The organism is Pseudochrobactrum sp. Wa41.01b-1 (assembly GCF_019464455.1).
Classification (GTDB): Bacteria; Pseudomonadota; Alphaproteobacteria; order Rhizobiales; family Rhizobiaceae; genus Pseudochrobactrum; species Pseudochrobactrum saccharolyticum.
In genome coordinates this window covers 2150628-2174778 of the sequence record NZ_CP080493.1, presented here as the reverse complement: position 1 = coordinate 2174778, position 24151 = coordinate 2150628, and the positions used below count along the sequence as shown (strand labels likewise).

General features: G+C 48.9%; 28 protein-coding genes. 12 read left to right on the top strand and 16 right to left on the bottom strand.

Annotation, left to right across the window (positions count from 1 at the left end):
* The first annotated feature begins 194 nt into the window (after positions 1–194).
* The 3 genes from K1X45_RS10205 to lysM all read left to right on the top strand — a co-directional run bounded on the left by K1X45_RS10205 (position 195) and on the right by lysM (position 2941).
* The gene (locus K1X45_RS10205) at positions 195–1805 is read left to right on the top strand and encodes a phosphoenolpyruvate carboxykinase (RefSeq protein ID WP_213599596.1); all 1611 of its coding nucleotides are present in this window, start codon (positions 195–197) and stop codon (positions 1803–1805) included.
* Between the two features lie 103 nt (positions 1806–1908).
* Positions 1909–2349, top strand: coding sequence for an alternative ribosome rescue aminoacyl-tRNA hydrolase ArfB (gene arfB, locus K1X45_RS10200; RefSeq protein WP_370627021.1), 441 nt, complete (start codon positions 1909–1911; stop codon positions 2347–2349).
* 142 nt (positions 2350–2491) lie between these two features.
* On the top strand, positions 2492–2941 hold the full coding sequence (gene lysM, locus K1X45_RS10195) for a peptidoglycan-binding protein LysM (RefSeq protein ID WP_220158745.1): 450 nt from the start codon (positions 2492–2494) through the stop codon (positions 2939–2941).
* Between the two features lie 63 nt (positions 2942–3004).
* Here the strand turns inward: lysM and coaA are convergent, their stop codons facing one another.
* From coaA to hisB, 7 genes are all read right to left on the bottom strand, one after another.
* Positions 3005–3961 (bottom strand): type I pantothenate kinase, encoded by a 957-nt coding sequence (coaA, locus tag K1X45_RS10190; RefSeq protein ID WP_022709266.1) that lies wholly within the window; start codon positions 3959–3961, stop codon positions 3005–3007.
* Between the two features lie 52 nt (positions 3962–4013).
* Positions 4014–4337: a phosphoribosyl-ATP diphosphatase gene (locus K1X45_RS10185; protein ID WP_075653926.1), complete on the bottom strand. Its 324-nt coding sequence runs from the start codon at positions 4335–4337 to the stop codon at positions 4014–4016.
* Between the two features lie 171 nt (positions 4338–4508).
* Positions 4509–5294 carry an imidazole glycerol phosphate synthase subunit HisF gene (hisF, locus tag K1X45_RS10180; protein ID WP_220158744.1) on the bottom strand — a complete coding sequence of 262 codons (786 nt, stop codon included), beginning with the start codon at positions 5292–5294 and terminating at the stop codon, positions 4509–4511.
* The gene (gene hisA, locus K1X45_RS10175; RefSeq protein ID WP_220158743.1) at positions 5287–6033 is read right to left on the bottom strand and encodes a 1-(5-phosphoribosyl)-5-[(5-phosphoribosylamino)methylideneamino]imidazole-4-carboxamide isomerase; all 747 of its coding nucleotides are present in this window, start codon (positions 6031–6033) and stop codon (positions 5287–5289) included. The genes hisF and hisA overlap by 8 nt, the downstream gene beginning before the upstream one ends.
* Positions 6030–6680, bottom strand: a complete 651-nt coding sequence (gene hisH, locus K1X45_RS10170) for an imidazole glycerol phosphate synthase subunit HisH (RefSeq protein ID WP_220158742.1) — start codon at positions 6678–6680, stop codon at positions 6030–6032. Before hisH ends, hisA begins: the two co-directional genes overlap by 4 nt.
* Position 6681: 1 nt before the next feature.
* Positions 6682–7215 carry a DUF2628 domain-containing protein gene (locus tag K1X45_RS10165; RefSeq protein ID WP_220158741.1) on the bottom strand — a complete coding sequence of 178 codons (534 nt, stop codon included), beginning with the start codon at positions 7213–7215 and terminating at the stop codon, positions 6682–6684.
* Positions 7216–7217: 2 nt separating this feature from the next.
* Positions 7218–7820 (bottom strand): imidazoleglycerol-phosphate dehydratase HisB, encoded by a 603-nt coding sequence (gene hisB, locus K1X45_RS10160; RefSeq protein ID WP_151158839.1) that lies wholly within the window; start codon positions 7818–7820, stop codon positions 7218–7220.
* A 166-nt stretch (positions 7821–7986) separates the two neighbouring features.
* Here hisB and hslV point away from each other — a divergent pair, with 166 nt between their 5' ends.
* From hslV to K1X45_RS10140, 4 genes are all read left to right on the top strand, one after another.
* Positions 7987–8544: an ATP-dependent protease subunit HslV gene (gene hslV, locus K1X45_RS10155; protein WP_022709154.1), complete on the top strand. Its 558-nt coding sequence runs from the start codon at positions 7987–7989 to the stop codon at positions 8542–8544.
* A gap of 57 nt (positions 8545–8601) precedes the next feature.
* On the top strand, positions 8602–9201 hold the full coding sequence (locus tag K1X45_RS10150) for a DUF2585 domain-containing protein (RefSeq protein ID WP_220158740.1): 600 nt from the start codon (positions 8602–8604) through the stop codon (positions 9199–9201).
* Positions 9202–9206: 5 nt separating this feature from the next.
* Positions 9207–10514, top strand: coding sequence for an ATP-dependent protease ATPase subunit HslU (hslU, locus tag K1X45_RS10145; RefSeq protein ID WP_075653920.1), 1308 nt, complete (start codon positions 9207–9209; stop codon positions 10512–10514).
* Positions 10515–10695: 181 nt separating this feature from the next.
* On the top strand, positions 10696–11664 hold the full coding sequence (locus tag K1X45_RS10140) for a DUF1402 family protein (RefSeq protein ID WP_220158739.1): 969 nt from the start codon (positions 10696–10698) through the stop codon (positions 11662–11664).
* Between the two features lie 112 nt (positions 11665–11776).
* Here the strand turns inward: K1X45_RS10140 and K1X45_RS10135 are convergent, their stop codons facing one another.
* From K1X45_RS10135 to K1X45_RS10120, 4 genes are all read right to left on the bottom strand, one after another.
* On the bottom strand, positions 11777–12154 hold the full coding sequence (locus K1X45_RS10135) for a helix-turn-helix domain-containing protein (RefSeq protein WP_022709150.1): 378 nt from the start codon (positions 12152–12154) through the stop codon (positions 11777–11779).
* Positions 12151–12840 carry a Smr/MutS family protein gene (locus K1X45_RS10130; RefSeq protein WP_220160460.1) on the bottom strand — a complete coding sequence of 230 codons (690 nt, stop codon included), beginning with the start codon at positions 12838–12840 and terminating at the stop codon, positions 12151–12153. Before K1X45_RS10130 ends, K1X45_RS10135 begins: the two co-directional genes overlap by 4 nt.
* 50 nt (positions 12841–12890) lie before the next feature.
* A complete protein-coding gene (locus K1X45_RS10125; RefSeq protein WP_220158738.1) occupies positions 12891–14015 on the bottom strand; it encodes a murein transglycosylase A in 1125 nt (374 codons plus the stop codon).
* A gap of 163 nt (positions 14016–14178) precedes the next feature.
* A complete protein-coding gene (locus K1X45_RS10120; protein WP_022709147.1) occupies positions 14179–14883 on the bottom strand; it encodes a Tim44/TimA family putative adaptor protein in 705 nt (234 codons plus the stop codon).
* 489 nt (positions 14884–15372) lie between these two features.
* Between K1X45_RS10120 and K1X45_RS10115 the strand changes: the two genes are divergently transcribed.
* Together K1X45_RS10115 and secB are read left to right on the top strand one after the other, a co-directional pair.
* Positions 15373–15915: an FxsA family protein gene (locus K1X45_RS10115; protein ID WP_220160459.1), complete on the top strand. Its 543-nt coding sequence runs from the start codon at positions 15373–15375 to the stop codon at positions 15913–15915.
* A gap of 324 nt (positions 15916–16239) precedes the next feature.
* Positions 16240–16725, top strand: coding sequence for a protein-export chaperone SecB (gene secB / locus K1X45_RS10110; RefSeq protein ID WP_022709144.1), 486 nt, complete (start codon positions 16240–16242; stop codon positions 16723–16725).
* Positions 16726–16796: 71 nt separating this feature from the next.
* Here the strand turns inward: secB and dnaQ are convergent, their stop codons facing one another.
* From dnaQ to K1X45_RS10085, 5 genes are all read right to left on the bottom strand, one after another.
* Entirely contained in the window at positions 16797–17498 is a 702-nt protein-coding gene (gene dnaQ / locus K1X45_RS10105) for a DNA polymerase III subunit epsilon (RefSeq protein WP_022709836.1), read from the bottom strand.
* A 19-nt stretch (positions 17499–17517) separates the two neighbouring features.
* On the bottom strand, positions 17518–18108 hold the full coding sequence (gene coaE, locus K1X45_RS10100) for a dephospho-CoA kinase (RefSeq protein WP_220158737.1): 591 nt from the start codon (positions 18106–18108) through the stop codon (positions 17518–17520).
* Between the two features lie 11 nt (positions 18109–18119).
* Positions 18120–18971, bottom strand: coding sequence for a shikimate dehydrogenase (locus K1X45_RS10095; protein ID WP_220158736.1), 852 nt, complete (start codon positions 18969–18971; stop codon positions 18120–18122).
* Positions 18964–19563, bottom strand: a complete 600-nt coding sequence (locus K1X45_RS10090; RefSeq protein WP_220158735.1) for a Maf-like protein — start codon at positions 19561–19563, stop codon at positions 18964–18966. The genes K1X45_RS10095 and K1X45_RS10090 overlap by 8 nt, the downstream gene beginning before the upstream one ends.
* Before the next feature lie 111 nt (positions 19564–19674).
* A complete protein-coding gene (locus tag K1X45_RS10085) occupies positions 19675–20598 on the bottom strand; it encodes a pyruvate, water dikinase regulatory protein (protein ID WP_370627017.1) in 924 nt (307 codons plus the stop codon).
* 330 nt (positions 20599–20928) lie between these two features.
* Here K1X45_RS10085 and hemE point away from each other — a divergent pair, with 330 nt between their 5' ends.
* From hemE to rho, 3 genes are all read left to right on the top strand, one after another.
* On the top strand, positions 20929–21954 hold the full coding sequence (gene hemE, locus K1X45_RS10080) for a uroporphyrinogen decarboxylase (RefSeq protein WP_220158734.1): 1026 nt from the start codon (positions 20929–20931) through the stop codon (positions 21952–21954).
* Complete coding sequence (gene hemJ / locus K1X45_RS10075; protein WP_122006039.1) at positions 21954–22484, top strand: protoporphyrinogen oxidase HemJ; 531 nt, start codon at positions 21954–21956, stop codon at positions 22482–22484. Before hemE ends, hemJ begins: the two co-directional genes overlap by 1 nt.
* A 244-nt stretch (positions 22485–22728) precedes the next feature.
* The gene (rho, locus tag K1X45_RS10070; protein WP_022709829.1) at positions 22729–23994 is read left to right on the top strand and encodes a transcription termination factor Rho; all 1266 of its coding nucleotides are present in this window, start codon (positions 22729–22731) and stop codon (positions 23992–23994) included.
* The last annotated feature ends 157 nt before the right edge of the window (positions 23995–24151 follow it).

Here is a 24151-nt window from a genome sequence, read left to right as displayed (position 1 = left end):
TTATACCCGCTCCAGACACCTTGCTTATGTGGATAGTGGTAAAATAAATTGCCATAAAAACGATTTAAAAAAAATTTAAAAAATTTTAAACGATTAAAGATTTGAAATTGTCTCGCTAATCTGGTTGTGACTTTGCCTTAGCGCGGAGAGAAAATGCGCTGTCGACCAACCAATGAAAACTGCGAGTGAAAATTATGATCGAGACTGGCAATCGCAATCCAGCTGCTTCCATTGCAACGACGGGGCTAAAAGACCTCGCCGCGGTCTATTATAATTTCGGACCGGCTCAGCTCTATGAGGAGTCGATCCGCCGCGGTGAATCAACTCTGACTGCACAGGGCGCTTTGATGGCCGTGACCGGACAACATACCGGACGTAGCCCTAAAGACAAATTCGTTGTGCGCGATGCAACCACCGAAGACCAGATCTGGTGGGACAACAACAAGCCGATGAGTCCGGAAAATTTTGCCAAGCTGCATGCCGATTTCATTGAGCACGCCAAAGGCAAAGAACTGTTCGTTCAGGATCTGATCGGCGGCGCCGATGCTGAGCACAATATCAAGGTTCGCGTTGTTACCGAATTTGCATGGCACTCGCTGTTCATCCGCAACCTGCTGATCCGCCCTGAAATTGCTGCCCTGCAAAGCTTCATGCCGGAAATGACCATTATTGATCTGCCATCCTTCCGCGCTGATCCTGAAAAATACGGCTGCCGCACAGAAACCGTGATCGCCTGCGATCTGGTCAACAAAGTTGTGTTGATCGGCGGTACTTCCTATGCCGGTGAAATGAAGAAGTCGGTCTTTACCGCTCTGAATTACATTCTGCCTGCAAAAGGCATTATGCCAATGCATTGCTCGGCTAATGAAGCACCAAACGGCGATACCGCGATTTTCTTCGGTCTGTCCGGCACCGGTAAAACCACCCTCTCCGCTGATCCGACACGCACGCTGATCGGTGATGATGAGCATGGCTGGAGCGAAAACGGCATCTTCAACTTTGAAGGCGGCTGCTACGCCAAGACCATCCGTCTCTCGGCAGAGGCTGAGCCGGAAATCTATTCCACAACACAGCGTTTCGGCACTGTGCTGGAAAATGTTGTTCTTGATGAAAACCGTCAGCCGGATTTCAACGATGGTTCGCGCACAGAAAATACCCGTGCAGCCTATCCGCTGGATTTCATCTCCAATGCATCCAAGACAGGCACTGCCGGTCAGCCTAAGAATGTTATCATGCTGACAGCTGATGCGTTCGGCGTGATGCCTCCGATTGCCAAGCTGACCCCTGCTCAGGCGATGTACCACTTCCTGTCCGGTTACACCGCTAAGGTTGCCGGTACTGAAAAAGGTGTGACCGAGCCGGAAGCAACCTTCTCCACCTGCTTTGGTGCGCCTTTCATGCCGCGCCATCCTTCGGAATACGGCGATCTGCTGCGCAAGCTGATTGCGGAGCACAAAGTTGACTGCTGGCTGGTAAACACCGGCTGGACAGGTGGCGCTTACGGCACCGGTAATCGTATGCCGATCAAGGCAACACGTGCCCTGCTCTCTGCAGCACTTGACGGTTCGCTCAATGGTGCAGAATTCCGCACAGATCCTAACTTCGGTTTTGAAGTTCCTGTGGCTGTTCCGGGTGTTGATTCAAGCATTCTCGACCCGCGTTCAACATGGGCGGATAAAGCTGCCTATGACGCACAGGCTAAAAAACTGGCCAACATGTTCATCACAAACTTTGCCAAGTTTGAAGACCATGTAGATGCGGAAGTCCGTTCGGCTGCACCGGCTCTGGCAATTGCTGCTGAATAAATAAATCTGCATTTCTGAAATTAAGAACGGTGCCTTTCAGGCACCGTTTTTTATTTCTGCACTTATCTTCGCAGATTTCAGATATTCCGTTATAAATCCGCTCATGACGGAACAAAACAAACATCTTATCCGCATTACCAACCGGATCAGCATTCATGAAAACCTGCTGGAGGAGAGCTTTATCCGCTCTTCAGGTCCAGGCGGTCAGAATGTGAATAAGGTTTCAACAGCCGTGAAGCTGCGCTTTGCAGCCATGCAAGCGGGCTTGCCGGAAGATGTCTATACGCGCCTCATGAGCCTTGCAGGGCAGCGTGCCAATAAAGACGGTGAGATTGTGATTGAAGCCAGCCGCTTCCGCAGTCAGGAAAAGAACCGTGAAGATGCCCGCAACCGTATGATTGCTTTGATTATCGAGGCTGCCAAACCACCACCGCCACCGCGTAAAAAGACCAAGCCGACCAAAGGCTCTGTCGAACGGCGTCTGAAAGCAAAATCCGGTCGCGCGGACGTCAAGAAAATGCGCCAGCGTGTCAAAGGTGATTAGAGCGCCGTGTGCCAGACTTGGCACACAAAGGTCGCTCTAATACCCGATAATCCCTGTTATTTTATACGGGTGGCTTCCTTAATTCATTTACCTGCCTATATTCTTTAAGCGGATGATATCTGACACTCAAAGGAGAAACGGAATGGGCATATTTGATTTTGTGAAATCGGTTGGTACCAAACTTGGCTTTGGTGACGATGAGCCTAAAGCAGAAGATCTGAAAAAAGAGCTGGATTCCCATAATCTTGGCACCGGCGATGTGCAGGTAACTGTTCAGGGCGACAAGGCTGTACTTTCCGGCAATGTCAAAGATCAGTCCGCATTTGAAAAAGCGATTATTGCTGTCGGTAACTCCCTCGGCGTTTCCAAAGTAGAAGCCTCGGAACTGAAAGTTGACGGCGCTTCTGAAGGTGCGGCACCGGTTTTCTACACCGTGAAGAAGGGCGACAATCTCTGGAAAATCGCTGAAGCCCAATATGGCAAAGGCCATGGCGATAAAAACCCGAAAATCTTTGAAGCCAATAAGCCAATGCTGACCTCACCGGATAAAATCTATCCGGGTCAGGTTCTGCGTATTCCGCCACTGGCATAATTCAGGTTCAAAACAAAAAGCCCCGCTGTCATCAACAGCGGGGCTTTTTTTACAACTTGAAGTTCAGATTTTGCGCAGAGCGACTTCTTCAATCATATGATTTTCGCCTTTGCGCAGGATCAGATCCGCGCGCGGACGGGTCGGCAGAATATTCTCAAACAGGTTTTTGAGATTGATATTCGTCCACAGGCCTTCGGCAATCGACAATGCCGCCTCTTCCGACAATTGCGAATAGCGATGGAAGAAACTCTGCGGATCACGGAATGCCGTTTCACGCAGTTTCATGAAGCGGTTGATATACCATTTGTGGATCAGCACCGGATCAGCATCAATATAGATCGAGAAATCAAAGAAATCCGACACAAATGGTACGGCTTTGCCGTCTGCGGGCAGATCACGCACCTGCAGCACATTGATGCCTTCAAAAATCAGAATATCCGGCCGGTCAATGGTCACATGCTTACCGGCAACCACGTCATAGGTCAGATGCGAATAGACCGGCGCCTGAACATGGCTCATGCCTGCCTTCATGGAAGACAGAAAATTGAGAATCGCACCGGCATCATAACTGTCCGGAAAACCTTTACGCTCCATCCGGCCTTCGGCACGCAGCACTTCATTGGGATAGAGAAAGCCGTCCGTCGTCACCAGCTCGACTTTAGGGCTTGATGGCCAGCGGCTCAGCAATTCCTTCAGAATACGCGCTGTGGTCGATTTTCCGACCGCTACAGAACCGGCAATGCCGATGATAAACGGTGTTTTGACCGTATCATCCTTCATCAGAAACTGTTTACGCTGTTTGTAGAGCGATTGCAGCGCTTCCACATGGGTCGACAGCAAACGCGACAAAGCCAGATAAATCCGGCGCACCTCATCCAGATCCACCGGATCGTTCAGCGAACGCAGACGTTTCACTTCATCCAGTGTCAGGGTCAGCGGCGTATCGGCACGAAATTCTGCCCATTCCGCAGCGGTAAAAACCTGATAAGGCGAATAATGCTTCTTTTTGAAAAGATCCATGGAGTGCATTTCGATCTCTGAATAAACCCGGGAACCAGATGAATGCTTCAGCCTATTCCGGTTTTCGTGCAGCTTTTTCCTGAAGTCCGGTTTGCGATGTACGTTTATCCAGTTCCTGCATCACGGATTCCAGCGAGACGCCTGCAATCTTCCACACAACCAGCAAATGATAGAGCAGATCGGCACTTTCAGAAATGACTGCTTTTTCATCCTGCATCATCGCCGCAATAACAGTTTCAACCGCTTCTTCGCCCAGTTTCTGGGCGGCCTTATGCTGACCTTTGGCAATCAGTGAGGCCGTATAAGATGAACCATCTGTTGCAGCCGCGCGATTAGCAACAATCTGCTCAAGCTCAGCAAGGGTGAAATCTGTCATGCTGCACTCCTGTTTCAGTGCAATTTATAGAATGCGCGATGAGAATCCCGCACAGCAATGCGAATGGTCTTTAAAGCAAATGAGGGATGAAAAGCACCCCTCATTCCATGAAACAACTTAATTTTATCAGTAAATCAAACTGGTTTCCTCTCCGAAAACCAGTTTGATCTGTTAATTTCGAACATCATCCAGACGCATAGCAATACCGTGACTTGCCATATAGCGTTTGGCTTCTTCAATTGTGTAAGTGCCAAAATGGAAAATGGACGCCGCCAGTACCGCACTGGCATGGCCTTCCTTCACGCCGGCCACCAGATCATCCAGCGAGCCGACACCACCGGAAGCAATCACCGGAACACTCACGGCATCGGCCACAGCGCGGGTCAGCGCCAGATCATAGCCAACTTTGGTACCGTCACGATCCATCGAGGTCAGCAGAATTTCCCCTGCTCCGCGATCAACCATTGTGCGGGCAAATTCAATCGCATCAAGACCGGTTGCATTGCGGCCGCCATGGGTGAAAATCTCCCAGCGATCTGCCTCTCCTGCTCCCGATACTTTCTTGGCATCTACGGCGACAACAATGCACTGATTGCCGAATTTATCTGCCGCTTCTGCGATCAGGTCAGGATTTTGTACCGCAGCAGTATTGATAGAAACCTTGTCAGCACCGGCCAGCAAGAGTTTGCGAATATCAGCAACTGCACGCACACCGCCGCCGACTGTCAGCGGCATGAAACATTGCTCAGCGGTACGCGCAACCACATCAAAAATTGTCTCGCGATTATCCGATGAAGCCGTAATGTCGAGAAAGCACAATTCGTCAGCACCCGCTGCATCATAGGCTTTTGCTGCTTCCACCGGATCACCGGCATCAATCAAGTCAACGAAGTTGACTCCCTTGACGACGCGCCCGTCTTTTACATCGAGACATGGAATAACCCGTGCTTTAAGCATTTTCGCCTCCCCGCGCGGCCTTTAAGATTGCCAGCGCCTCAGCCGGATCAATACGGCCGTCATAAAGCGCACGACCGGAAATTGCACCCTCCAGCTTACGGGCATCAGCTTGCGTCATACGATGAATATCATCCATCGAGGCCAAACCACCGGATGCGATCACCGGAATGGACACGGCTTCTGCCAAGCCCAGAGTTGACGGCCAGTTGATGCCAGCCAAAATCCCGTCACGGTCAATATCCGTATAGATAATCGCTGCGACCCCTGCCCCTTCAAATTTCTGCGCCAGTTCAATCACGCCGAGTTCTGAAGCCTCTGCCCAGCCCTCAACCGCAACCTTGCCGCCTTTGGCATCAATACCAACGGCCACTTTGCCCGGAAATTCTTTACAGGCTTCAATCACCAGCTGCGGATCACGCACGGCAACGGTGCCGAGAATGACACGGGAAAGCCCTTTGGAAAGCCATGCCTCAATATGCTCCAGCGTGCGGATACCGCCGCCGAGCTGTACCGGATTTTTGGTTGCTTTGAGAATAGCCTCAACCGCCGCGCCATTGACGCTGGAACCGGCAAAAGCACCGTTCAGATCAACCACATGAAGCCACTCAAATCCCTGATCTTCAAAGGCTTTCGCCTGAGCTGCAGGATCAGTGTTATAAACCGTGGATTGGTTCATATCACCCAGTTTCAGGCGAACGCATTCACCGTCTTTCAGGTCAATTGCCGGAAAAAGTATCATGGCTTCCACTTCAGGAAATTAGTAATGAGTTTAAGGCCGAGGCGCTGGCTTTTTTCCGGATGGAACTGCGTGCCGACAATATTATCGCGCGCAATTGCTGCCGTTACCGTTCCGCCATAGCTGGTGGTTGCCAGCACATCAGCGCTGTTTTTCACATCAAACATATAGGAATGCACGAAATAAGCATGCAAGCCATGCTCGCCGGTTTCTATATCGTTGAATACCGGATGGGCATGGTTCAGCTCGATGGTATTCCACCCGATCTGCGGAATTTTCAGCACGGCATCAGACGGCTTCATCTCACGCACATCGCCCTCAATCCAGTTGAGGCCATTGGTGATGCTTTTTTCCAGCCCCCGCGTTGAAAGCAGCTGCATCCCAACACAAACACCAAGAAACGGTCGCGCTTTATGCTGAACCACTTCGCTCAAAGCATCGACCATGCCGGAAACCGCATCCAGACCACGTCGGCAATCGGCATAGGCACCGACACCCGGCAGCACAATATGATCTGCGGCCAGTACGGCTTTGGCATCACTGGTCACGTCCACATGAATGGGACTGCCCATATCCGATACCGCACGTTCAAAAGCCTTGGCTACCGATTTGAGATTTCCGGAACCATAATCAATAATGGCAACACGCATGTCACGACCTTCCGTGATAATCAACCAGACCGATCATAGCGCCGTCTGTAGCATGTATTGCCGCAGGAACCGCCGTGCCGGTCACAGTGCCGAACAAAACCTTATTGTCAGAAGATACAGAGACAGGCTCTGCTTTTTCTGCCAGTTTTGCAGCACCATAAAAATAAAGAATTTCCGCATCGCTCAAGTCATTGGCACTGATCAGTGCCACTTCCTCATAACCCTTGCGTCTGAGCGCTGTGAGATACCAGTTACGCCCTTCCAGCGCAACAAACAGCGACAGCAAAAGTGACAGGCCGGAAACGACAAAAGCAGAAGAAAGATAAGAACCCAAAACGCTGAATGCACCCCAGCCGATCAGAGCCACCATCAGCACGTGCCACCACAGGCGATGCACCAATAACCAGAGAAACGGCAGGATCAGCGCGAAGACGGTAAATTCATCGCGCACAAAAATCGTATGGTCACCCGCAACAGCTTTAACCGGTTTCAGTTTTACCGCGTCCGTTGGTTCCAGAACGATATAGCTGGCCATAATCAGCCTTTCAGCGTGCCTTTTGTCGAAGGAATGGCATCTTTCTGCCGCGGATCGGTTTCAATCGCCATACGCAATGCGCGCGCCACAGCCTTGAAACAAGTCTCGGCAATATGATGATTATTGATACCATAGCGCATATTCACATGCAGGGTAATGCCCGCATTCTGCGCCAGCGCCTGAAAGAATTCCCGCACCAGTTCTGTATCGAATGTGCCGATTTTCGGTGCATTGAAGGCCACATTCCACACCAGAAACGGACGGCCGGACACATCCAGCGCCGCAGAGGTCAGTGTCTCGTCCATAGCGAGATCAATTGAAGCATAACGGACAATACCGCGGCGTTCACCCAGAGCTTCCGCAATAGCCTTACCGATCGCAATGCCGGTATCTTCAACCGTATGATGGTCATCAATATGCGTATCACCCTTGGTGGTGATTTTCATATCAATCAGCGAATGTCGCGATAATTGCTCCAGCATATGATCGAAAAAGCCAACGCCGGTCGAAATATCGAAACGGCCCGTACCATCCAGGAAAACTTCAGCTTCAATGCTGGTTTCTTTGGTGCTGCGGCTGACTTTTGCTATACGCTGATTGCTCATATTGATAACCCGATCTTGTTCTTCTCCGACCTTGTTCTAGAACAGTGGTTGAGTTTTGCCAAATGCTTTGATGAAACAGGCTGTATTATTGTCCGTTGTAATTTACGTATGAGATCATAAATACAGCAGATCGATTTGATGAAGACCAATCAGCGGAGTTGCGCAAATGATTGAACATAATCCGAATACAATTTACGGCACCACCATTGTCACCGTGCGCAAGGGCAATAAAGTGGTGATCGCCGGTGACGGACAGGTGTCCCTCGGCCAGACCATTATGAAGGGCAATGCCCGCAAAGTGCGCCGTATTGGCAAAGGCGGCAGCGTGATTACCGGTTTTGCCGGTGCGACAGCTGATGCTTTCACCCTGCTGGAGCGGCTGGAAGCCAAACTGGAACAATATCCGGATCAGCTGATGCGTGCATCCGTAGAGCTGGCCAAAGACTGGCGTACAGACCGCTATCTGCGCAAGCTGGAAGCGATGATGCTTGTTGCGGACAAAAATATTACGCTGGCCATTACCGGTCTCGGCGATGTTCTGGAGCCGGAAAATGGCGTGATGGCCATCGGTTCCGGTGGTAATTATGCGCTGTCAGCAGCACGTGCATTGATCGACACAGACATGGATGCGGAAACGATTGCCCGTAAAGCAATGACCATTGCAGCGGAAATCTGCGTTTACACAAACAGCAATTTCACTGTCGAAAGTCTTGATTGCGCGTAAGAAGCTGCCAATTATGCGGTATCGTTATTTAGTTTTGTAAAACACTAAAGGTTTATCGTGACCGCATCATCACTTCCGCCTGCCGCGTCAAAGCCCTATTGGCAGTGGGATAAAATCCTGCTCATCATTGCAATCACAGCAGCCATTCAGGCGGTTATTTTGTACATGATGGGGCGCGTTCCGGTCTGCGAATGCGGAACAATCCGTCTCTTCGTCAATGAAGTGAACAGCAATGAAAATTCCCAGCAATTCTTTGACTGGTACACGCTGTCCCACATCATTCACGGTTTTATTTTCTACGGATTGTTCTGGCTGATTGCACCAAAAGCACCGCTGCATGTGCGGTTGCTGCTGGCGCTCGGACTGGAAATCGGCTGGGAGCTGGTTGAGAATTCGAATTTTATTATTGAGCGCTACCGGGCCAATACATCCTCCGTGGATTATTTCGGCGACAGTATTCTCAATTCCGTATTCGATACGCTCTCCATGGTGCTGGGCTTTTTTCTCGCAGCCCGGCTTCCTATATGGGTGATTATCGTCACGGCAGTGTTTTTCGAAATTCTTGCCCTTATCGTTATTCGAGACAACCTTATTCTCAATGTTATCATGCTGCTGCATCCGGTTGACTTTATACGGCAGTGGCAAAGCGGATCCTGATAAATATGACCACATTTTCTCCACGTGAAATCGTCTCTGAGCTTGATCGCTTCATTATCGGCCAGAAAGCTGCCAAGCGGGCTGTTGCTATTGCCCTGCGCAATCGCTGGCGCCGTCAGCAGCTGGAAGGCAATATGCGCGAAGAAGTGATGCCGAAAAATATTCTGATGATCGGACCAACCGGCGTCGGTAAAACGGAGATTTCACGCCGTCTTGCCAAGCTGGCCGGTGCGCCTTTCATCAAGGTTGAAGCAACAAAATTCACTGAAGTCGGCTATGTCGGCCGCGATGTGGAACAGATCATCCGTGATCTGGTGGAAATCGCCATTGGTCTTGTCCGCGAGAAAAAGCGCGAAGAGGTGAAAGCCAAAGCCCATATCAATGCGGAAGAACGCGTATTGGACGCATTGGTCGGCAAAACTGCCAGCCCTGCGACCCGTGACAGTTTCCGCAAGAAACTGCGCGAAGGCGATCTCGATGATAAAGAAATCGAGATTGAACTGGCAGATAACAGCTCCGGTATGCCCGGTTTTGAAATTCCGGGGATGCCAGGTGCCAATATCGGGATGATCAATTTAAGCGATATGCTGGGCAAAGCCATGGGCGGGCGGACAAAGCCGCGCAAAACCACGGTTAAAGAATCCTATGCGCTGCTGATTAATGATGAATCCGACAAGCTGCTCGATCAGGATCAGGTGACGCAGGAAGCACTGGAAGTCACCCAGAATGACGGTATCGTCTTCCTTGACGAGATCGACAAGATCGCATCCCGTGAAGGCGGTATGGGGGCAGGGGTTTCCCGCGAAGGCGTGCAGCGCGACTTGCTGCCGCTTGTCGAAGGCACCACCGTTGCGACAAAATACGGGCCGGTTAAAACCGACCATATCCTGTTTATCGCTTCGGGCGCTTTCCATGTTTCCAAACCATCGGATCTATTGCCGGAATTGCAGGGACGTCTGCCGATCCGTGTTGAGCTTAATGCTCTGACACGCGAAGATTTCCGCTCAATCCTGACGGAAACCGAAGTCAGCCTGCTGAAACAATATGTGGCGCTGATGGCCACAGAAGAAGTGACGCTGGAAATCACCGACGATGCCATTGATGCGCTTGCGGATATTGCTGTTGATCTCAATTCCACCATTGAGAATATCGGTGCGCGTCGTCTGCAAACGGTAATGGAAAAAGTATTGGATGATATTTCATTCAATGCACCGGATAAAAGCGGCTCCACTTTCACCGTGGATGCAGCTTATGTGCGCAGCAGCATCGGTGATCTGGCCAAGAATATAGACCTGTCACGCTTCATCCTTTAATGCGGATATAAGCCGACTATAAGCATTGTGTGACATTCACACATCATATGCAGTTAAGTTTTTGAAACCCTCTCGACTTGTGCGCGAGGGTTTCATATTTTCTGCGCGAAGTTAAAATGCCGTGCTTTCCTGAAATTCCCATTCAGCAGGACAAGCAAATGCGAACGGAGCAAAAATACCTATGAACCTCGGCAACAATTTTAAACGGATAGCAATTGCTGCCGGAACAGGTTTTTTTGCACTTACACTCGTCTCAAATGCCCAGGCTACAACTGTTGTGCCGGCCGGTAACCGCAACGCCGAGCAGCCGACCATTCCCGGCGCTTCTGCCAACCGCACCAAAAAAATGCGCACGACTTATGAAGCCAAATATCAGAAAATCTACGGATTGCTGAAATCGGATCGTGGCTTGCGCACCAAAATCAAATCGGCGGCCGCAGCCTATAATATTGATCCCGTGCATATTGCCGGTGCGATTATCGGCGAGCACACCTATAATGTTGATGCCTATGACCAGCTGCAGACCTATTATGTCAAAGCTATTTCTTATGTGAAACAAGGCGTCAGCTTCAGCTATAAAGGTGAATCTGTGGGTGACTTCATCAAGCGCCCTGAGTTTTCAAAATGCTCAGGCCTTTCCGATAGTTACTCCCTCTGGACCTGCCGTGAAAATATCTGGGACAGCAAATTCCGCGGCAAAAAAGTTGACGGTAATTCCTATCCGAATAACCGCTTTGCTGCCGTATTTTTCCAACCTTTCTATGCAGGTCAGACCTTTGGTCTCGGCCAGATCAGTCCGCTGACGGCTTTGCAAATGTCTGACATGGTCAACCGCGTATCCGGCCTGCCGAAGCTCAGTGCTGATGATGGTGCACAGGTTTATAAAACCATTATGGACCCTGATTTGAGCCTGCACTATATGGCGGCGACCATCAAACATTCCATCACAGCCTATAATAAATATGCTGATTTCGATATTTCGAAAAATCCGGGTATTACCGCAACCCTGTATAATACCGGCGGAGCAGACAGCCGCTCCCGTGCTCTGGCGGCTATCAATGCAGGCAAACAGAATAAACAGCTGCCGCAGGAAAATTACTATGGCTGGCTGGTCAATTCCAAAATTGATGATCTGAAATCATTATTTTAAATTGAGATTTCAGAGCGTGTCGCGTTTAATTGTATCCGCTGCACTCGCTCTAGATACTTTATTTGCGCGCATTATCACGGGCGTCAAGTTGATCCAACTTGACTGTGAAATACTAACGCAGGCTGCGGTGTTTTTTATGAGCCAGCCGCAGCGTTGTGCTGAGGCTTTCGATCATATTCCTGTCCAGAATACGGATATGATTGGCCAAGAGATTAGCTAATTCTGTAGCCTCCGGTGACAGGCCAGAAGTGTCGATCGTTACGCGCGGATGCGAGATCATTGCCAGATTTTGCAATTCCTCTGCCTCATCCCAGATAATATTGAAATAGCCGATAATTCTTTGCAGCAGATCCCATGTCGGCTGACCGCGGCGCCCGTGCTCCAGTGCTGAAAGATAGGCGGCTGACACACGGATAGCTGTTGCCATTTCCTTCTGACTGACACCGCGCTCCTCACGCAATTTCCGTAAACGCTGACCAAATGGTGTCATGATAATGGCCGCTTTCCTGACGGGAAGGACTGGCGTTCTGCTAGCTTTTCAGCCGGTGTCTTGCGCAGCCTGACATAGAGCGCACCTTGTCCGCCGTGATGGCGCACAGCATCCTCATAGGCGCTCACATAAAGACGGAAGAGGGGCGTGGAGAACCAATGCGGCACAGCCTGTTTTAACACGCCGTCACTGCCCATGGATGTGCCTTTGCCGGTAATCACCAAGACAAAGCGCAGGCCTCTGTGCCAGGCATCTGAGAGGAAACCATATAACAGATCGTGCGCTTCATGCTGGCGCATACCATGCAGATCGATCCGCGCCTGAATTTCAACGCGCCCCTTGGCAATCTTACGGATTGTCGGCCGGTCAATATCATGAAGCGGATTGGTGACCACTTCTTGTTTTTTACGGCTTTGCAGAGATGTTTCACCGGCTGCTTTGGCAACAGACGCTTTGACCGGCTCGGCCTCCACACGCTGCGGAATATTGATACCATTCTCAATATCCCACAGATGCATATCCTCGATCACAAAGGCTTGTCGTGGCTTAACAGGACGCAAAGGACGGGTTGTGCGTGCAACTGTTTCCCAGAGAATACGATCCTCATTTTTGAGAAAGCCAGAATTCTGTTTTGATAAAACCTCAGCCTGTTCGGGTTCCACTTTCGGATTTTTTGGTATTTTCATTGTATTTTTATCCGAAATGCGCGTGGCAGAGCGCTTATTCTTTTTGTGTTTCATAATGCTAATCCTCCACCTTTTTTCAGGGGAACCAGCATTATAAAATCAGCATTATGACGTATTCCGCCGGCAAGCTCGCCAGCCGCATCGCCGGAACCGAAAAACAGATCGCCGCGGGCAGGGCCAAGAATGGCTGATCCGGTATCCTGAGCAATCATCAAATGACGAAAAACCTCGCCATTTTCTAAATTCTTATGTGTGTTTATGAAAAACGGCGTACCAAAGCAATGATATTTACGATCCACCGCCAGTGATCTTTTGGCGGACAGAGGCACTTTGGCAGCTGCTACCGGCCCGGACAAAGGATCATCCACCGGAGCTTCACGGAAGAAAATATAAGACCGGTTATTCCACAGAATTTCATCAATACGGGCAGGGTGCTCTGCCAGCCATTGCCGGATTGTCTGCATAGTGACTTTTGCAGTTTCCAGCTCGCCTTTATCAATCAGAACCCGTCCTGCACCGGTAAAAGCGTGGCCTGATTTAGCCGCATAGGTCAGGCGCATCTGCGTGCCATCGTCAAAATTCAGACGCATAGCACCTTGTACATGAGCGAAATAGACATCCACTCTATTGGCTACATAGGCAATTTCCAGACCTTGCCCTGCCAATGCTCCCTCATCAATCGCCTGCCGGTCAAAATATTCGGTGACCTTCCCGTTATGAAACCGGCCAAAAACCATATCTTCGGGCAAATTTTTCGAACGGTTATCCGCATCCAGCTTGATGAGATCTGGCGGCTTCCGATAAAAAGGCACCGAATATTGTGCAGTTTTTACACGGGAAGCAGCAATTTCCGGCTCGTAAAAACCGGTTACAAAACCGGTTTTCCGGTCATGAGGAATGATTTTAACGGGATAAAAGCAGCGCTCAAAGAATGCACGCGCCGTCTGCCGGTCGATCTCTTGTGACGCCGCCAATGAACGGGCTTGCGCGAAAACAGGTAAAAGGTCTTCAAATTGCGGACCGAGACTACCGCTCTTATAGAGATGTGTTTCGGCATAAATGGCGGATTTCAAAAAAGCAGAAAAGGCTGCAGCGTGATCATCTTCTGCCCAGCCCGCACAATCTTTGAAATTGAGAAGCTCAGTGGAGCAGTGCGCAGCAGACAGATCTGACATAACACTGCTCCTCAAATATTTTTAAGCTCGACAATTACCGATGCTGACCCAGTAACAGAGATAGAGCATTTCCAGTTTTTGTATAATCTGAGGAAATGCTCTATTTCTTTGTTTTTACGCATTTCCTGACGCAAAACCGGTTCCCACTTTTGCTGGAAATGCTTTAATCTTCCGCTTCGGTTGCCACCAGTTTCCAGTTCGGATCGCGGTTTGCAGTGTTACGGGCAAAAGTCCAGACATCGCGGATTTCCGCAACAGTTTCCAGATCGCCGTCGATAATATTGCCTTGCTTGTCCTGTGTCGCAGAGATCATCTCGCTGACAATACGCACTGTAACCTGCGCATCCTTACCCTTCATATCAGCCGCAATGATTTTTGCCTGATTAATACCAACAAAGGTAGAATTCACTTTTTCACCACGGGTTTCGCGCTCTTTAATCGCAGCATCAAAACCTTCGTAAACATCTTTGGAAAGCAGGTTTTTCAAAGTTTTACGATCACCGTCGGCAAAGGACAGCACAATCATCTCATAGGCCATTTTGGCACCGTTGAGGAATTCTTTCGGATCAAAACCGGCATCCTGTGCGCGAATATTGCGCAGACCGTTGTTCAGCTCCGAGCCTTCCGGTGCCATTGCATCAATTGTTGTAAAATCTTTTGCCTGATTTTCAATTGTCTGGCGTTGCGGCAGCGAAACAACATTATCTTTCTGCTGCGACAGAGCGGCAGTATCATCCTGACGCGTTGTATAAGGATCAAAAGGCGGCCGCTCATTGCCTGTGCGTTTGCCCAATACACTGCGCAGCTGCAGGAAAATAATCACTGCAACAATGAAGAAAAAGAATGTGCCAAAACTGAAAAAATTCATACCGCTCGCCAATTATCTCCGCAGTGATCTGCCGGAACTCACAATGAACTTCTAGAGCATTTCCAGTTTAAATTGAATCATTATAAATGCTCTAGTCTTTTGTTTTTATGCGTATCTTGTTCCGAAAACCGGTTCCCACCTTTCGGGATGCACTCTAGCTGTTCAGTTTCAGGTTTTGCCTGTACTGAAGAATTATACAATATCTTTTTTACAGAACATATTCTGAATATGCTGTACCAGACCGGATATTGTATAATTCTTCAGTACGGGCAATCCGCCAGATATGCTGCAACCAATTATTAAGACGGCTCAAAGATACCATAAAAACGCTATGTTTTGAAAAAATATATAGTTCACCGCATTCCGGCATTCAAATGCCAAACCGGAATTCTTATCTGTATATCCTGTTTAAAATCATAATCCGGCATATTTACGGTAAAATCCGTCCGTGCCGCTCCAGTATCAAGAGGTTCATCACCCGTGACAAAAATGCTTGGTCCGATCAGCCTGCTGCTGTTTTTAGCCCTGCCATTTATAGAGATCGCCGGTTTTGTCATTGTCGGTTCAGAAATCGGTGTGCTGGCAACACTTGGTCTGATTATCCTCAGTGCGGTTCTGGGTTTTGCATTATTGCGCCGTCAGGGTCTGAGCCTGCTTAACCAGATGAAAGCAGAAACCGCCGCAGGACGTGCACCGCAACGTGAAATCATTCACGGAACCTTGCTGATTTTTGCCGGTATTTTGCTGATTATTCCGGGATTTCTGACCGATATTATCGGACTTTTGCTGTTTATCCCGTTTGTCCGCGACCTGATCTGGAACCGTTTTTTACGTAACCGTGTGGTGATGGCGACTGATTTTCAGGCAGGCAGCGCCGGCTATCAGCATTACGGACAAAGACATACGCCACAGGATGACGATATTATTGATCTCGACCCTGAGGATTATTCCAGTTCATCGGATGCAAACAAAAAGAGTAAGAACTCTCCCTGGGGTACAGATCCGAAAGAGATTGAAGACAACAGAAAATGAATAAGCGGCATGAAAACCGCAGAACAGCATAATTTATTGCTGGTACTGCGTTTTTACGCCTGTCTTTTTAGTATTATCAAATAATGCGCCGCGTTATTGCCTGTAAAAGGTACATATGCTAGCCAAAAGACACATGTTTCGGATTGCTTTTGCAACAGCCATTGTTTTCTGAAATCAGGGGTTCAATTTTATGGTTCAATTGCTTCTTGCGAAGTTTATTTTACAATAAAATTGTATAAGCTTTCAAAGTGTTACAGCACAAATCATGTGTTGTCATACTGTTCGACGGTCTGTCGATCATCGTTAACAAAAAGGTATATGATAATGGCAGAGACGCCAAACGAAGCACAGAACGGTAACGGTAGTGCACAGCCATCCCTCAACATTCTGGCTCAGTATATCAAGGATTTTTCCTTTGAAAGCCCGAATGCACCGCTTTCCCTGCGTCCGCGTGAAAATGCGCCAAACATCAGCATCAATGTTAATGTGAACGCAAATCCGATCGCTGAAGGCGATTTTGATGTTGTTCTGACCCTGACCGCACAGGCTGGTGAAGGCAAAGAAGTTCTGTTCAGCACAGAACTGGTTTATGGCGGCGTTTTCCGCATTCAGAACATTCCGCAGGAACATATGCTGCCGATCCTGTTCATCGAATGCCCGCGTCTGCTGTTCCCGTTTGCCCGTCAGATCATTGCTGATGCAACACGCAATGGCGGCTTCCCGCCACTGATGATCGACCCGATCGATTTCGCCACCATGTTCCAGCAGCGTATGGCTGAAGAACAGGCAAAAGCTCAGGTTAAAAACTAAGCTTTCTGAAGATTTTACAAAAAAGCCGCTGCGTCTCAGACACAGCGGCTTTTTTATTTTCTAAGCAATAATCAGTTCAGATATTTTTTCCAGATTGCCTTATCGCCCATTTTATCAATGAGCTTCTGATGGGCTGCAAGATCATCTGCAGTCAGGCGTGAGGGCAGGGGCTGAGGACGCGCTTTCAGAACAATCTCGGCAACAGGTTCATTGCCGTTCTTGTCTTCATTAGCAGATTGTACGCTCAGTCCCAAAGATGTCTGGCGGCCGCCGAGCAGCTCAATATAAACTTCTGCCAGCAATTCCGTATCAAGCAATGCACCGTGCAATTTACGATGCGCATTATCGACGCCATAGCGCTTACACAGCGCATCCAGCGTGTTTGGCCCCATTGGGTGCTTGCGTCGCGCTAAAGCCAGCGTATCGATCACCACGTCAGTAGAAATCGGTGTCCGGTCAATGCGCTCAAGTTCGGCATTCAAAAAGCCGATATCGAACATCGCATTATGCGCGACCAGTTTTGCGCCTTCGATAAAGGTCAGAAACTCGTCCGCAATTTCAGGAAAGGTCGGCTTATCCAGCAGGCTTTCATCGGTAATACCATGAACAGCCAATGCGTCCGGATGAACCTTTTTGCCCTGCGGATTGATATAGATATGAAATGTTTTGCCGGTGATGAATTTATTCACCATCTCGATACAGCCGATTTCAATCACCCGGTCTTCATTTTTCTCAAGGCCGGTGGTTTCCGTATCGAAAACAATCTCGCGCATAGTTCGTCCTGTAAATTGCTTATGCAGCTGTGTTTAACAGCTTTTCTAAAATCTCTGAAACTTGCTGACGGGCAAATTCTTTGTCCTGCCCCGTATCAACAATAAAATCGGCTTTTGCGCGCTTTTCAGCATCCGGCATCTGACGCGCCAGAATAGACTGAAATTTCTCTTCCGTCATATTCTCTCGGGAAAGCACCCGTTCCCGTTGCATTTCATAAGGCGCACTGACCACAAGGATTTTATCCACACGGTTCGTTCCGCCGGTTTCAAACAGCAGCGGAATATCCAGAACGACCAGTTTTGCACCTTTGGCCTCGGCATCGCGCAAAAACTGCTGTTCTTTAGCATGGACGAGCGGATGAACAATGTTCTCAAGCTTTTTAAACTGCTCTGGTTTGCCCAGAACACTGGCCGACAGGATTTTGCGGTCAACTTGCCCGTCAATAACAGCTTCCGGAAAAGCGTCCGCAATCAGTGGCACGGCTTCAGACTGATAAAGCTGATGGACGACCGCATCGGCATCATAAACCGGCACACCTCTATCCGCAAAAATCTGTGCGGTTGTGGATTTCCCCATGCCGATTGAGCCTGTCAGTCCAAGCTTTATCATAAGTCTGCCTATCAAGATTTTTGAACATCATTCAATATGATCTGACGCAGTTCATCTGTCACCTCAGGACGCACGCCGAACCAGTGTTCAAAGCCCGGCACAGCCTGATGCAGCAACATGCCAAGACCATCTACACAGCGTAATCCAGCCTGACGCGCCTGAGCCAAAAACGGTGTTTCCAAAGGAATATAGACAATATCCGTTGCAACCGCACCGGCTTTGGCTGCAGAGAAATCAAGCGGAAAGGCCTCTGCCTCACCATGACCGCTCATGCCCAGCGAAGTTGTATTCACAATCACATCGGCAGTACGCACAAAGCCCTGTGCCTGATCCCAGTCTGCGGCTAAGATTTTTGAACCAAAATGTTCGGCCAGAGCCTGCGCCCGCTCCACAGTGCGGTTCACCACAATGATTTTCTCAAAACCACGGTTCAGCAAAGCATAAAGCACTGCGCGGCTGGCACCGCCTGCCCCCAGAACCAAAGCCGTTTTGCCCCCTTTGTCCCAATCCGGCAATTGCGCATCGAGATTTGCGGCAAAACCATAGGCGTCCGTATTACCGCCATTGAGCTTATTATCCGCATCTATCCACAGCGTATTCACAGCCCCGATGGCCTCTGCTGCGGCATCACGTTTTTCACATAATGCAAAGGCCGTTTCCTTATGCGGAATGGTCACATTACCACCGCGCAACCCTTGTTCTGCAAGGGTTTTAGCAAAATGCGGAAAGTTCTCAGGGCTGTTTTCAATCGCCTTGTAGGAACCGGTCAAACCATAGCGCTGCAGCCAGTAATTGTGAATTAAAGGCGAGCGCGAATGTTTAATCGGAAAGCCGGTTACAAAGGCCTGTTTCATCTCAGCCATCAATAATTCCTCTGGCACGCAATTCTTTCAGCAAAGGCAGTAATGGCAGGCCGACAATGGTGAAATAATCACCGTCTATTTTGTCGAAAAGCTGAATGCCTTCACCTTCAACCTGATAAGCACCGACACTGGAAAGCGCAATATCGCCGACCCGCGCCAGATGACGGCCAATAAAGCCCGGCTCCAGATGACGCATGGTCATATTGGCAACTGAAACATGACGCCATACGGTCTGGCCGTTCTGAACCAATACCACAGCACTGTTCAGCTGATGGGTTTTACCGGACAAAGCCAATAAATGGCGGCGCGCGCCGTCCATATCCGCAGGCTTGTGAAAAATTTCGCTGCCAAGTGACAATGTTTGATCACAACCGATAATCAGTGCATGCGGAAACCGTTGGCTGACTTCTTCTGCTTTGGCTTCACTGAGGATCAGCGCTACATCTTCCGGCGTTGCACCGGTTTCATAGAGCGGCGCTTCCACCGCGCGCTCATCAATATTGGCTTTCTGCGATGTAAACTGAATGCCCGCATTTTTTAAAAGTGCTGCACGAAAAGGGCTTTGAGAAGCAAGGATCAAAGGCAGTGCCATATTGAAAACTCCGTTCAAATATCAAAAAACTCACTGCCATATACGCAGCTCAAAATACTTCTCTGAAGAATATCAGATATTTCACCACACAGCACAGTGAAAAAATACCTATCAATCATCGGTTCTGACGCGCGGGCGCAGAGCCAGAATAGCTGCGGCTGTCTCTTCAATAGAGCGGCGTGTCACATCAATCACCGGCCAGTTATTGCGCTCGCAAATATTACGCGCATAGGCCAGTTCCTGTGCAATATTAATACGATCCGTATAGCTCTCCGTATCCAGCCCCGGAGATGTACCCAGCAAACGGTTCTGACGGATATGAGAAATTCTCTCGGCACTGGCAATCAGCCCGACAACAAGCGGCTTTTTCACATGAAGCAGTGCTTCCGGCAGCGGTATGCCTAAAACCAACGGAATATTGGCAGTTTTGATCCCGCGATTGGCCAGATAAATACTGGTCGGTGTTTTGGATGTGCGTGAAATACCGATCAGAATAATATCTGCTTCTTCCAGATCAGGCGGCAATTGCCCGTCATCATGTTCCATCGTGAAATTCAGCGCATCAATCCGGCGGAAATAATCAGCATCCAGCACATGCTGCGCACTGGCACGGCGATGTGCAGGCGCTCCGAGATAAGACTGAAAAGTTGCCAGTACTGGTTCAAGCACAGAAACACTCGGAATACCCATCTGCGAACAGGCTTCATCAATTTTCAAAGCCAGTTTTTGATCCACCACTGTGTAGAGAACAATGCCTGGTTCAGCATCAATATTCTCGAGAATTTTAGCCAGCTGTTTCTCGGTTCGGATCAGCGGATACATATGCTCAATCGCACGCGCATGGCTGTATTGAGCGGCCGCCGCACGGCCTGCTGCAAGGAGAGTCTCTCCCGTTGCATCTGAAATCAGATGAAGATGAAAGTAAGAAAGAGTCTTTGTCACAGATTTCTCACATCCCTGTTGATGGCTGTGTGTAAAAAGTACCGGCTCAGAGACGTCTTTCTTTGCCTGTTGATTTAAACAGGATTCATCCACAGCGCGCCTGACTGTATATTCGCGACAATAAACACTGTGGGTAACAGGAGCAATTCAAAGTTGCACGGAATTCATTCAATGGTTTTCCACAGGATAGATTTAGTGGTATTTACAATAAGTATTGGTTTTTATTGAGAAATTTTTGGTCGCATTGCTTTTTCCCGTTTGATGGGCAATTTATCCACATCAGCCGGTTTTCATGATCGTCCTGTGGGAAAACTCAGGGAAACATTTAATCCCCGTTATCAACAGACTCTAAGAATCATAAGAATCCAAAAATCATCACTTTCTTTATGGGATAACCGGGGAAAACCGGTGTGGGTAAATCGCATGACACGTAAAGTTCTGAACGTTCTCAAAGGTGAAACCGTCTTTCCACCACCAATCTGGATGATGAGACAAGCAGGACGTTATCTGCCGGAATATCGTCAGACACGGCAGCAAGCAGGAAGCTTTCTTGATCTGTGCTATAATCCTAAACTGGCAACGGAAGTGACACTTCAGCCTATCCGCCGTTATGGCTTTGATGCAGCCATTCTCTTTTCAGATATTCTTGTCATCCCTCACGTTCTTGGACGTGACCTTCGCTTTGAAGAAGGAAGGGGACCTTTAATGACACCTGTGACAGTTGATGAAATCAAAGATCTCGACATTACAGGTAAAGCAGCCAAATTAAGCGCTGTTTATGAAACCGTCAGCCGTTTGCGCGAGCAATTGCCAGATGAAACCACGCTACTCGGATTTTGCGGTGCCCCGTGGACTGTTGCCACCTATATGATCGCCGGCCACGGCACTCCCGATCAGGCACCGGCACGTTTGTTTGCCTATCAGCACCGCGATGTTTTCATTAAGCTGCTGACTGATCTTGCAGATATTTCTGCGGAATATCTGATTGAACAGCTTAATTGCGGTGCCGATGCGGTACAGATCTTCGATTCATGGTCCGGCGTACTGGATGAAGATTGCTTTGAAGATTTCTGTATCAAGCCGGTTGCCCGCATTGTTAAAAAAGTCCGCGAAACCCATCCCGATGCAGTGATCATCGGTTTCCCTAAAGGGGCAGGGATGCTCTATCGGGACTACCGCGCCAAAACCGGCGTAAATGCTCTTGGGCTGGACTGGTCTGTTCCTTTGACCTTCGCTCAAGGATTACAGCAACAAGGTGCTGTACAGGGCAATCTGGACCCGCTGCGTGTGGTTGCGGGCGGTAAGGCTTTGGATGAAGGTATTGATGTTATTCTTGAGAAGCTGGGGCAGGGACCGCTGATCTTTAATCTCGGTCATGGCATCACACCGCAGGCGCCGCTCGAAAATGTTGCTCAAATGGTCAATCGTATCCGTCAGGCAGGTGCATAATGGATAAATCCGGCACAAATACAGGCAATCCTGCTGTGAGAGCAGTGATTGCTGTCGCTATCACTGCCATTGCAGCCTATGCGCTGTTTTTTGCGGCAACTGATGCAGCCTATCTCTGGATCAAAGCATTTCATATTATTGCTGTGATCGCATGGATGGCGGGCATGTTATATCTGCCGCGGCTTTTTGTGTATCACAGTCAGGAAAAGACCGGATCGCAAGCATCCGAAACTTTTAAAATCATGGAACGCCGGTTGCTGCGCTATATCATCAATCCGGCGATGATTGTGACCTGGGTTTTGGGCCTGTGGCTGGCGTGGAAAATCTTTGAATTCCGCGGCGGCTGGCTGCATGGCAAGATTTTGCTGGTTGTTTTGCTGTCCGGCCTGCACGGCTATCTTTCCAAAAGCGTGCGGATGTTTGCTCAGGATAAAAATACCAAATCAACCAAACATTGGCGCATTGTGAATGAAATTCCGACAGTTCTGATGATTTTGATCGTCATTCTGGTTGTCGTAAAGCCGTTCTGATCCCTATATAAGAATAAGAAATTACGCTTTGAGCGCTGTTCAGAGCGTAATTTCCCTCTCTGAGACGATTTTATAGAGCTGCAGAGCGGTCTGCCTCTTGCTCAAATCACCGGAACCGGTTAAGGAAAGACACCTTCCTTCAAGAATAGCAGGTTTCCGATGCCGGTCATGCCCCTCATGACCATTATGAGCGCTCAACTGCATTTTTCTTTTTTCAATCTTTTATAATATGAGTTCCGCACCCATGCAGGAAATGAAACTACAAGATCTTAAGAACAAGACACCTGTTGATTTGCTCGCTCTCGCTGAAGAGCTGCAGGTTGAAAACGCCAGTGTTATGCGTAAACAGGAACTGATGTTCGCTATTCTGAAGAGCCTTGCCTCTCAGGAAGTCGAAATCATCGGTGAAGGTGTCGTCGAATTATTGCCGGATGGCTTTGGCTTTTTGCGTTCGGCAAATGCCAATTATCTTCCGGGCCCGGATGATATTTACATTTCTCCTTCGCAGATCCGCCGTTTTTCGCTGAAAACCGGTGATACAGTTGAAGGGCCGATCCGCAGCCCTAAAGAAGGCGAACGTTATTTCGCACTTCTCAAAGTCAATACAATCAATTTCGAGGATCCGGAAAAGATCCGTCATAAAATCCATTTTGATAATCTGACACCGCTCTATCCGAATGAGCGTTTCAAAATGGAACTGGATGTTCCGACTAATAAAGACAATTCAGCCCGTGTGATCGATCTGGTTGCACCGCTTGGTAAAGGCCAGCGTGGTCTGATCGTGGCGCCGCCACGTACCGGTAAAACGGTTTTGCTGCAGAATATTGCGCATTCGATCACTGCCAATCATCCGGAATGCTATCTGATCGTCTTGCTGATTGATGAACGTCCTGAAGAAGTGACCGATATGCAGCGCTCGGTGAAGGGCGAGGTTGTTTCCTCGACTTTTGATGAACCGGCATCCCGTCACGTTCAGGTTGCTGAAATGGTGATTGAAAAGGCAAAACGTCTTGTTGAGCATGGCCGCGATGTGGTCATTCTGCTTGACTCGATCACCCGCCTCGGCCGTGCTTATAACACCGTTATTCCTTCATCCGGTAAGGTTCTGACCGGTGGTGTGGATGCGAATGCGCTGCAGCGTCCGAAACGCTTCTTCGGTGCGGCCCGTAATATCGAAGAAGGCGGTTCGCTGACCATTATCGCAACCGCGCTGATCGATACCGGTTCGCGTATGGATGAAGTTATCTTTGAAGAATTCAAGGGTACCGGTAACTCGGAAATCGTGCTTGACCGTAAGGTTGCTGATAAGCGCATCTTCCCTGCAATGGATATTCTCAAGTCCGGTACACGTAAGGAAGATCTGCTGGTACCGCGTCAGGATTTGCAGAAAATATTTGTTCTGCGTCGTATTCTTTCGCCAATGGGTACAACCGATGCGATTGAGTTCCTGATCGATAAGCTGAAACAGACGAAGAATAATGCTGAATTCTTCGATTCAATGAATACGTAATTTGTTTTGTTATGCTGATATTAAAAACGCCGCCTCAAAAGGGCGGCGTTTTTGTTTAGAGCATTTCACAGTCAAATTGGATCAACTTGACGACCGTGATAATGCGACCAAATAAAGAATCTAGAGCGTGCGCTGTGTTTCAATCTGGATATAAACC

Coding starts and splice junctions, on each gene's coding strand:
- K1X45_RS10205 (WP_213599596.1), top strand. CDS start 195: ATGATCGAGACTGGCAATCGCAATCCAGCTGCTTCCATTGCAACGACG.
- arfB (WP_370627021.1), top strand. CDS start 1,909: ATGACGGAACAAAACAAACATCTTATCCGCATTACCAACCGGATCAGC.
- lysM (WP_220158745.1), top strand. CDS start 2,492: ATGGGCATATTTGATTTTGTGAAATCGGTTGGTACCAAACTTGGCTTT.
- coaA (WP_022709266.1), bottom strand. CDS start 3,961: ATGGATCTTTTCAAAAAGAAGCATTATTCGCCTTATCAGGTTTTTACC.
- K1X45_RS10185 (WP_075653926.1), bottom strand. CDS start 4,337: ATGACAGATTTCACCCTTGCTGAGCTTGAGCAGATTGTTGCTAATCGC.
- hisF (WP_220158744.1), bottom strand. CDS start 5,294: ATGCTTAAAGCACGGGTTATTCCATGTCTCGATGTAAAAGACGGGCGC.
- hisA (WP_220158743.1), bottom strand. CDS start 6,033: ATGATACTTTTTCCGGCAATTGACCTGAAAGACGGTGAATGCGTTCGC.
- hisH (WP_220158742.1), bottom strand. CDS start 6,680: ATGCGTGTTGCCATTATTGATTATGGTTCCGGAAATCTCAAATCGGTA.
- K1X45_RS10165 (WP_220158741.1), bottom strand. CDS start 7,215: ATGGCCAGCTATATCGTTCTGGAACCAACGGACGCGGTAAAACTGAAA.
- hisB (WP_151158839.1), bottom strand. CDS start 7,820: ATGAGCAATCAGCGTATAGCAAAAGTCAGCCGCAGCACCAAAGAAACC.
- hslV (WP_022709154.1), top strand. CDS start 7,987: ATGATTGAACATAATCCGAATACAATTTACGGCACCACCATTGTCACC.
- hslU (WP_075653920.1), top strand. CDS start 9,207: ATGACCACATTTTCTCCACGTGAAATCGTCTCTGAGCTTGATCGCTTC.
- K1X45_RS10140 (WP_220158739.1), top strand. CDS start 10,696: ATGAACCTCGGCAACAATTTTAAACGGATAGCAATTGCTGCCGGAACA.
- K1X45_RS10135 (WP_022709150.1), bottom strand. CDS start 12,154: ATGACACCATTTGGTCAGCGTTTACGGAAATTGCGTGAGGAGCGCGGT.
- K1X45_RS10130 (WP_220160460.1), bottom strand. CDS start 12,840: ATGAAAATACCAAAAAATCCGAAAGTGGAACCCGAACAGGCTGAGGTT.
- K1X45_RS10125 (WP_220158738.1), bottom strand. CDS start 14,015: ATGTCAGATCTGTCTGCTGCGCACTGCTCCACTGAGCTTCTCAATTTC.
- K1X45_RS10120 (WP_022709147.1), bottom strand. CDS start 14,883: ATGAATTTTTTCAGTTTTGGCACATTCTTTTTCTTCATTGTTGCAGTG.
- K1X45_RS10115 (WP_220160459.1), top strand. CDS start 15,373: ATGCTTGGTCCGATCAGCCTGCTGCTGTTTTTAGCCCTGCCATTTATA.
- secB (WP_022709144.1), top strand. CDS start 16,240: ATGGCAGAGACGCCAAACGAAGCACAGAACGGTAACGGTAGTGCACAG.
- dnaQ (WP_022709836.1), bottom strand. CDS start 17,498: ATGCGCGAGATTGTTTTCGATACGGAAACCACCGGCCTTGAGAAAAAT.
- coaE (WP_220158737.1), bottom strand. CDS start 18,108: ATGATAAAGCTTGGACTGACAGGCTCAATCGGCATGGGGAAATCCACA.
- K1X45_RS10095 (WP_220158736.1), bottom strand. CDS start 18,971: ATGGCTGAGATGAAACAGGCCTTTGTAACCGGCTTTCCGATTAAACAT.
- K1X45_RS10090 (WP_220158735.1), bottom strand. CDS start 19,563: ATGGCACTGCCTTTGATCCTTGCTTCTCAAAGCCCTTTTCGTGCAGCA.
- hemE (WP_220158734.1), top strand. CDS start 20,929: ATGACACGTAAAGTTCTGAACGTTCTCAAAGGTGAAACCGTCTTTCCA.
- hemJ (WP_122006039.1), top strand. CDS start 21,954: ATGGATAAATCCGGCACAAATACAGGCAATCCTGCTGTGAGAGCAGTG.
- rho (WP_022709829.1), top strand. CDS start 22,729: ATGCAGGAAATGAAACTACAAGATCTTAAGAACAAGACACCTGTTGAT.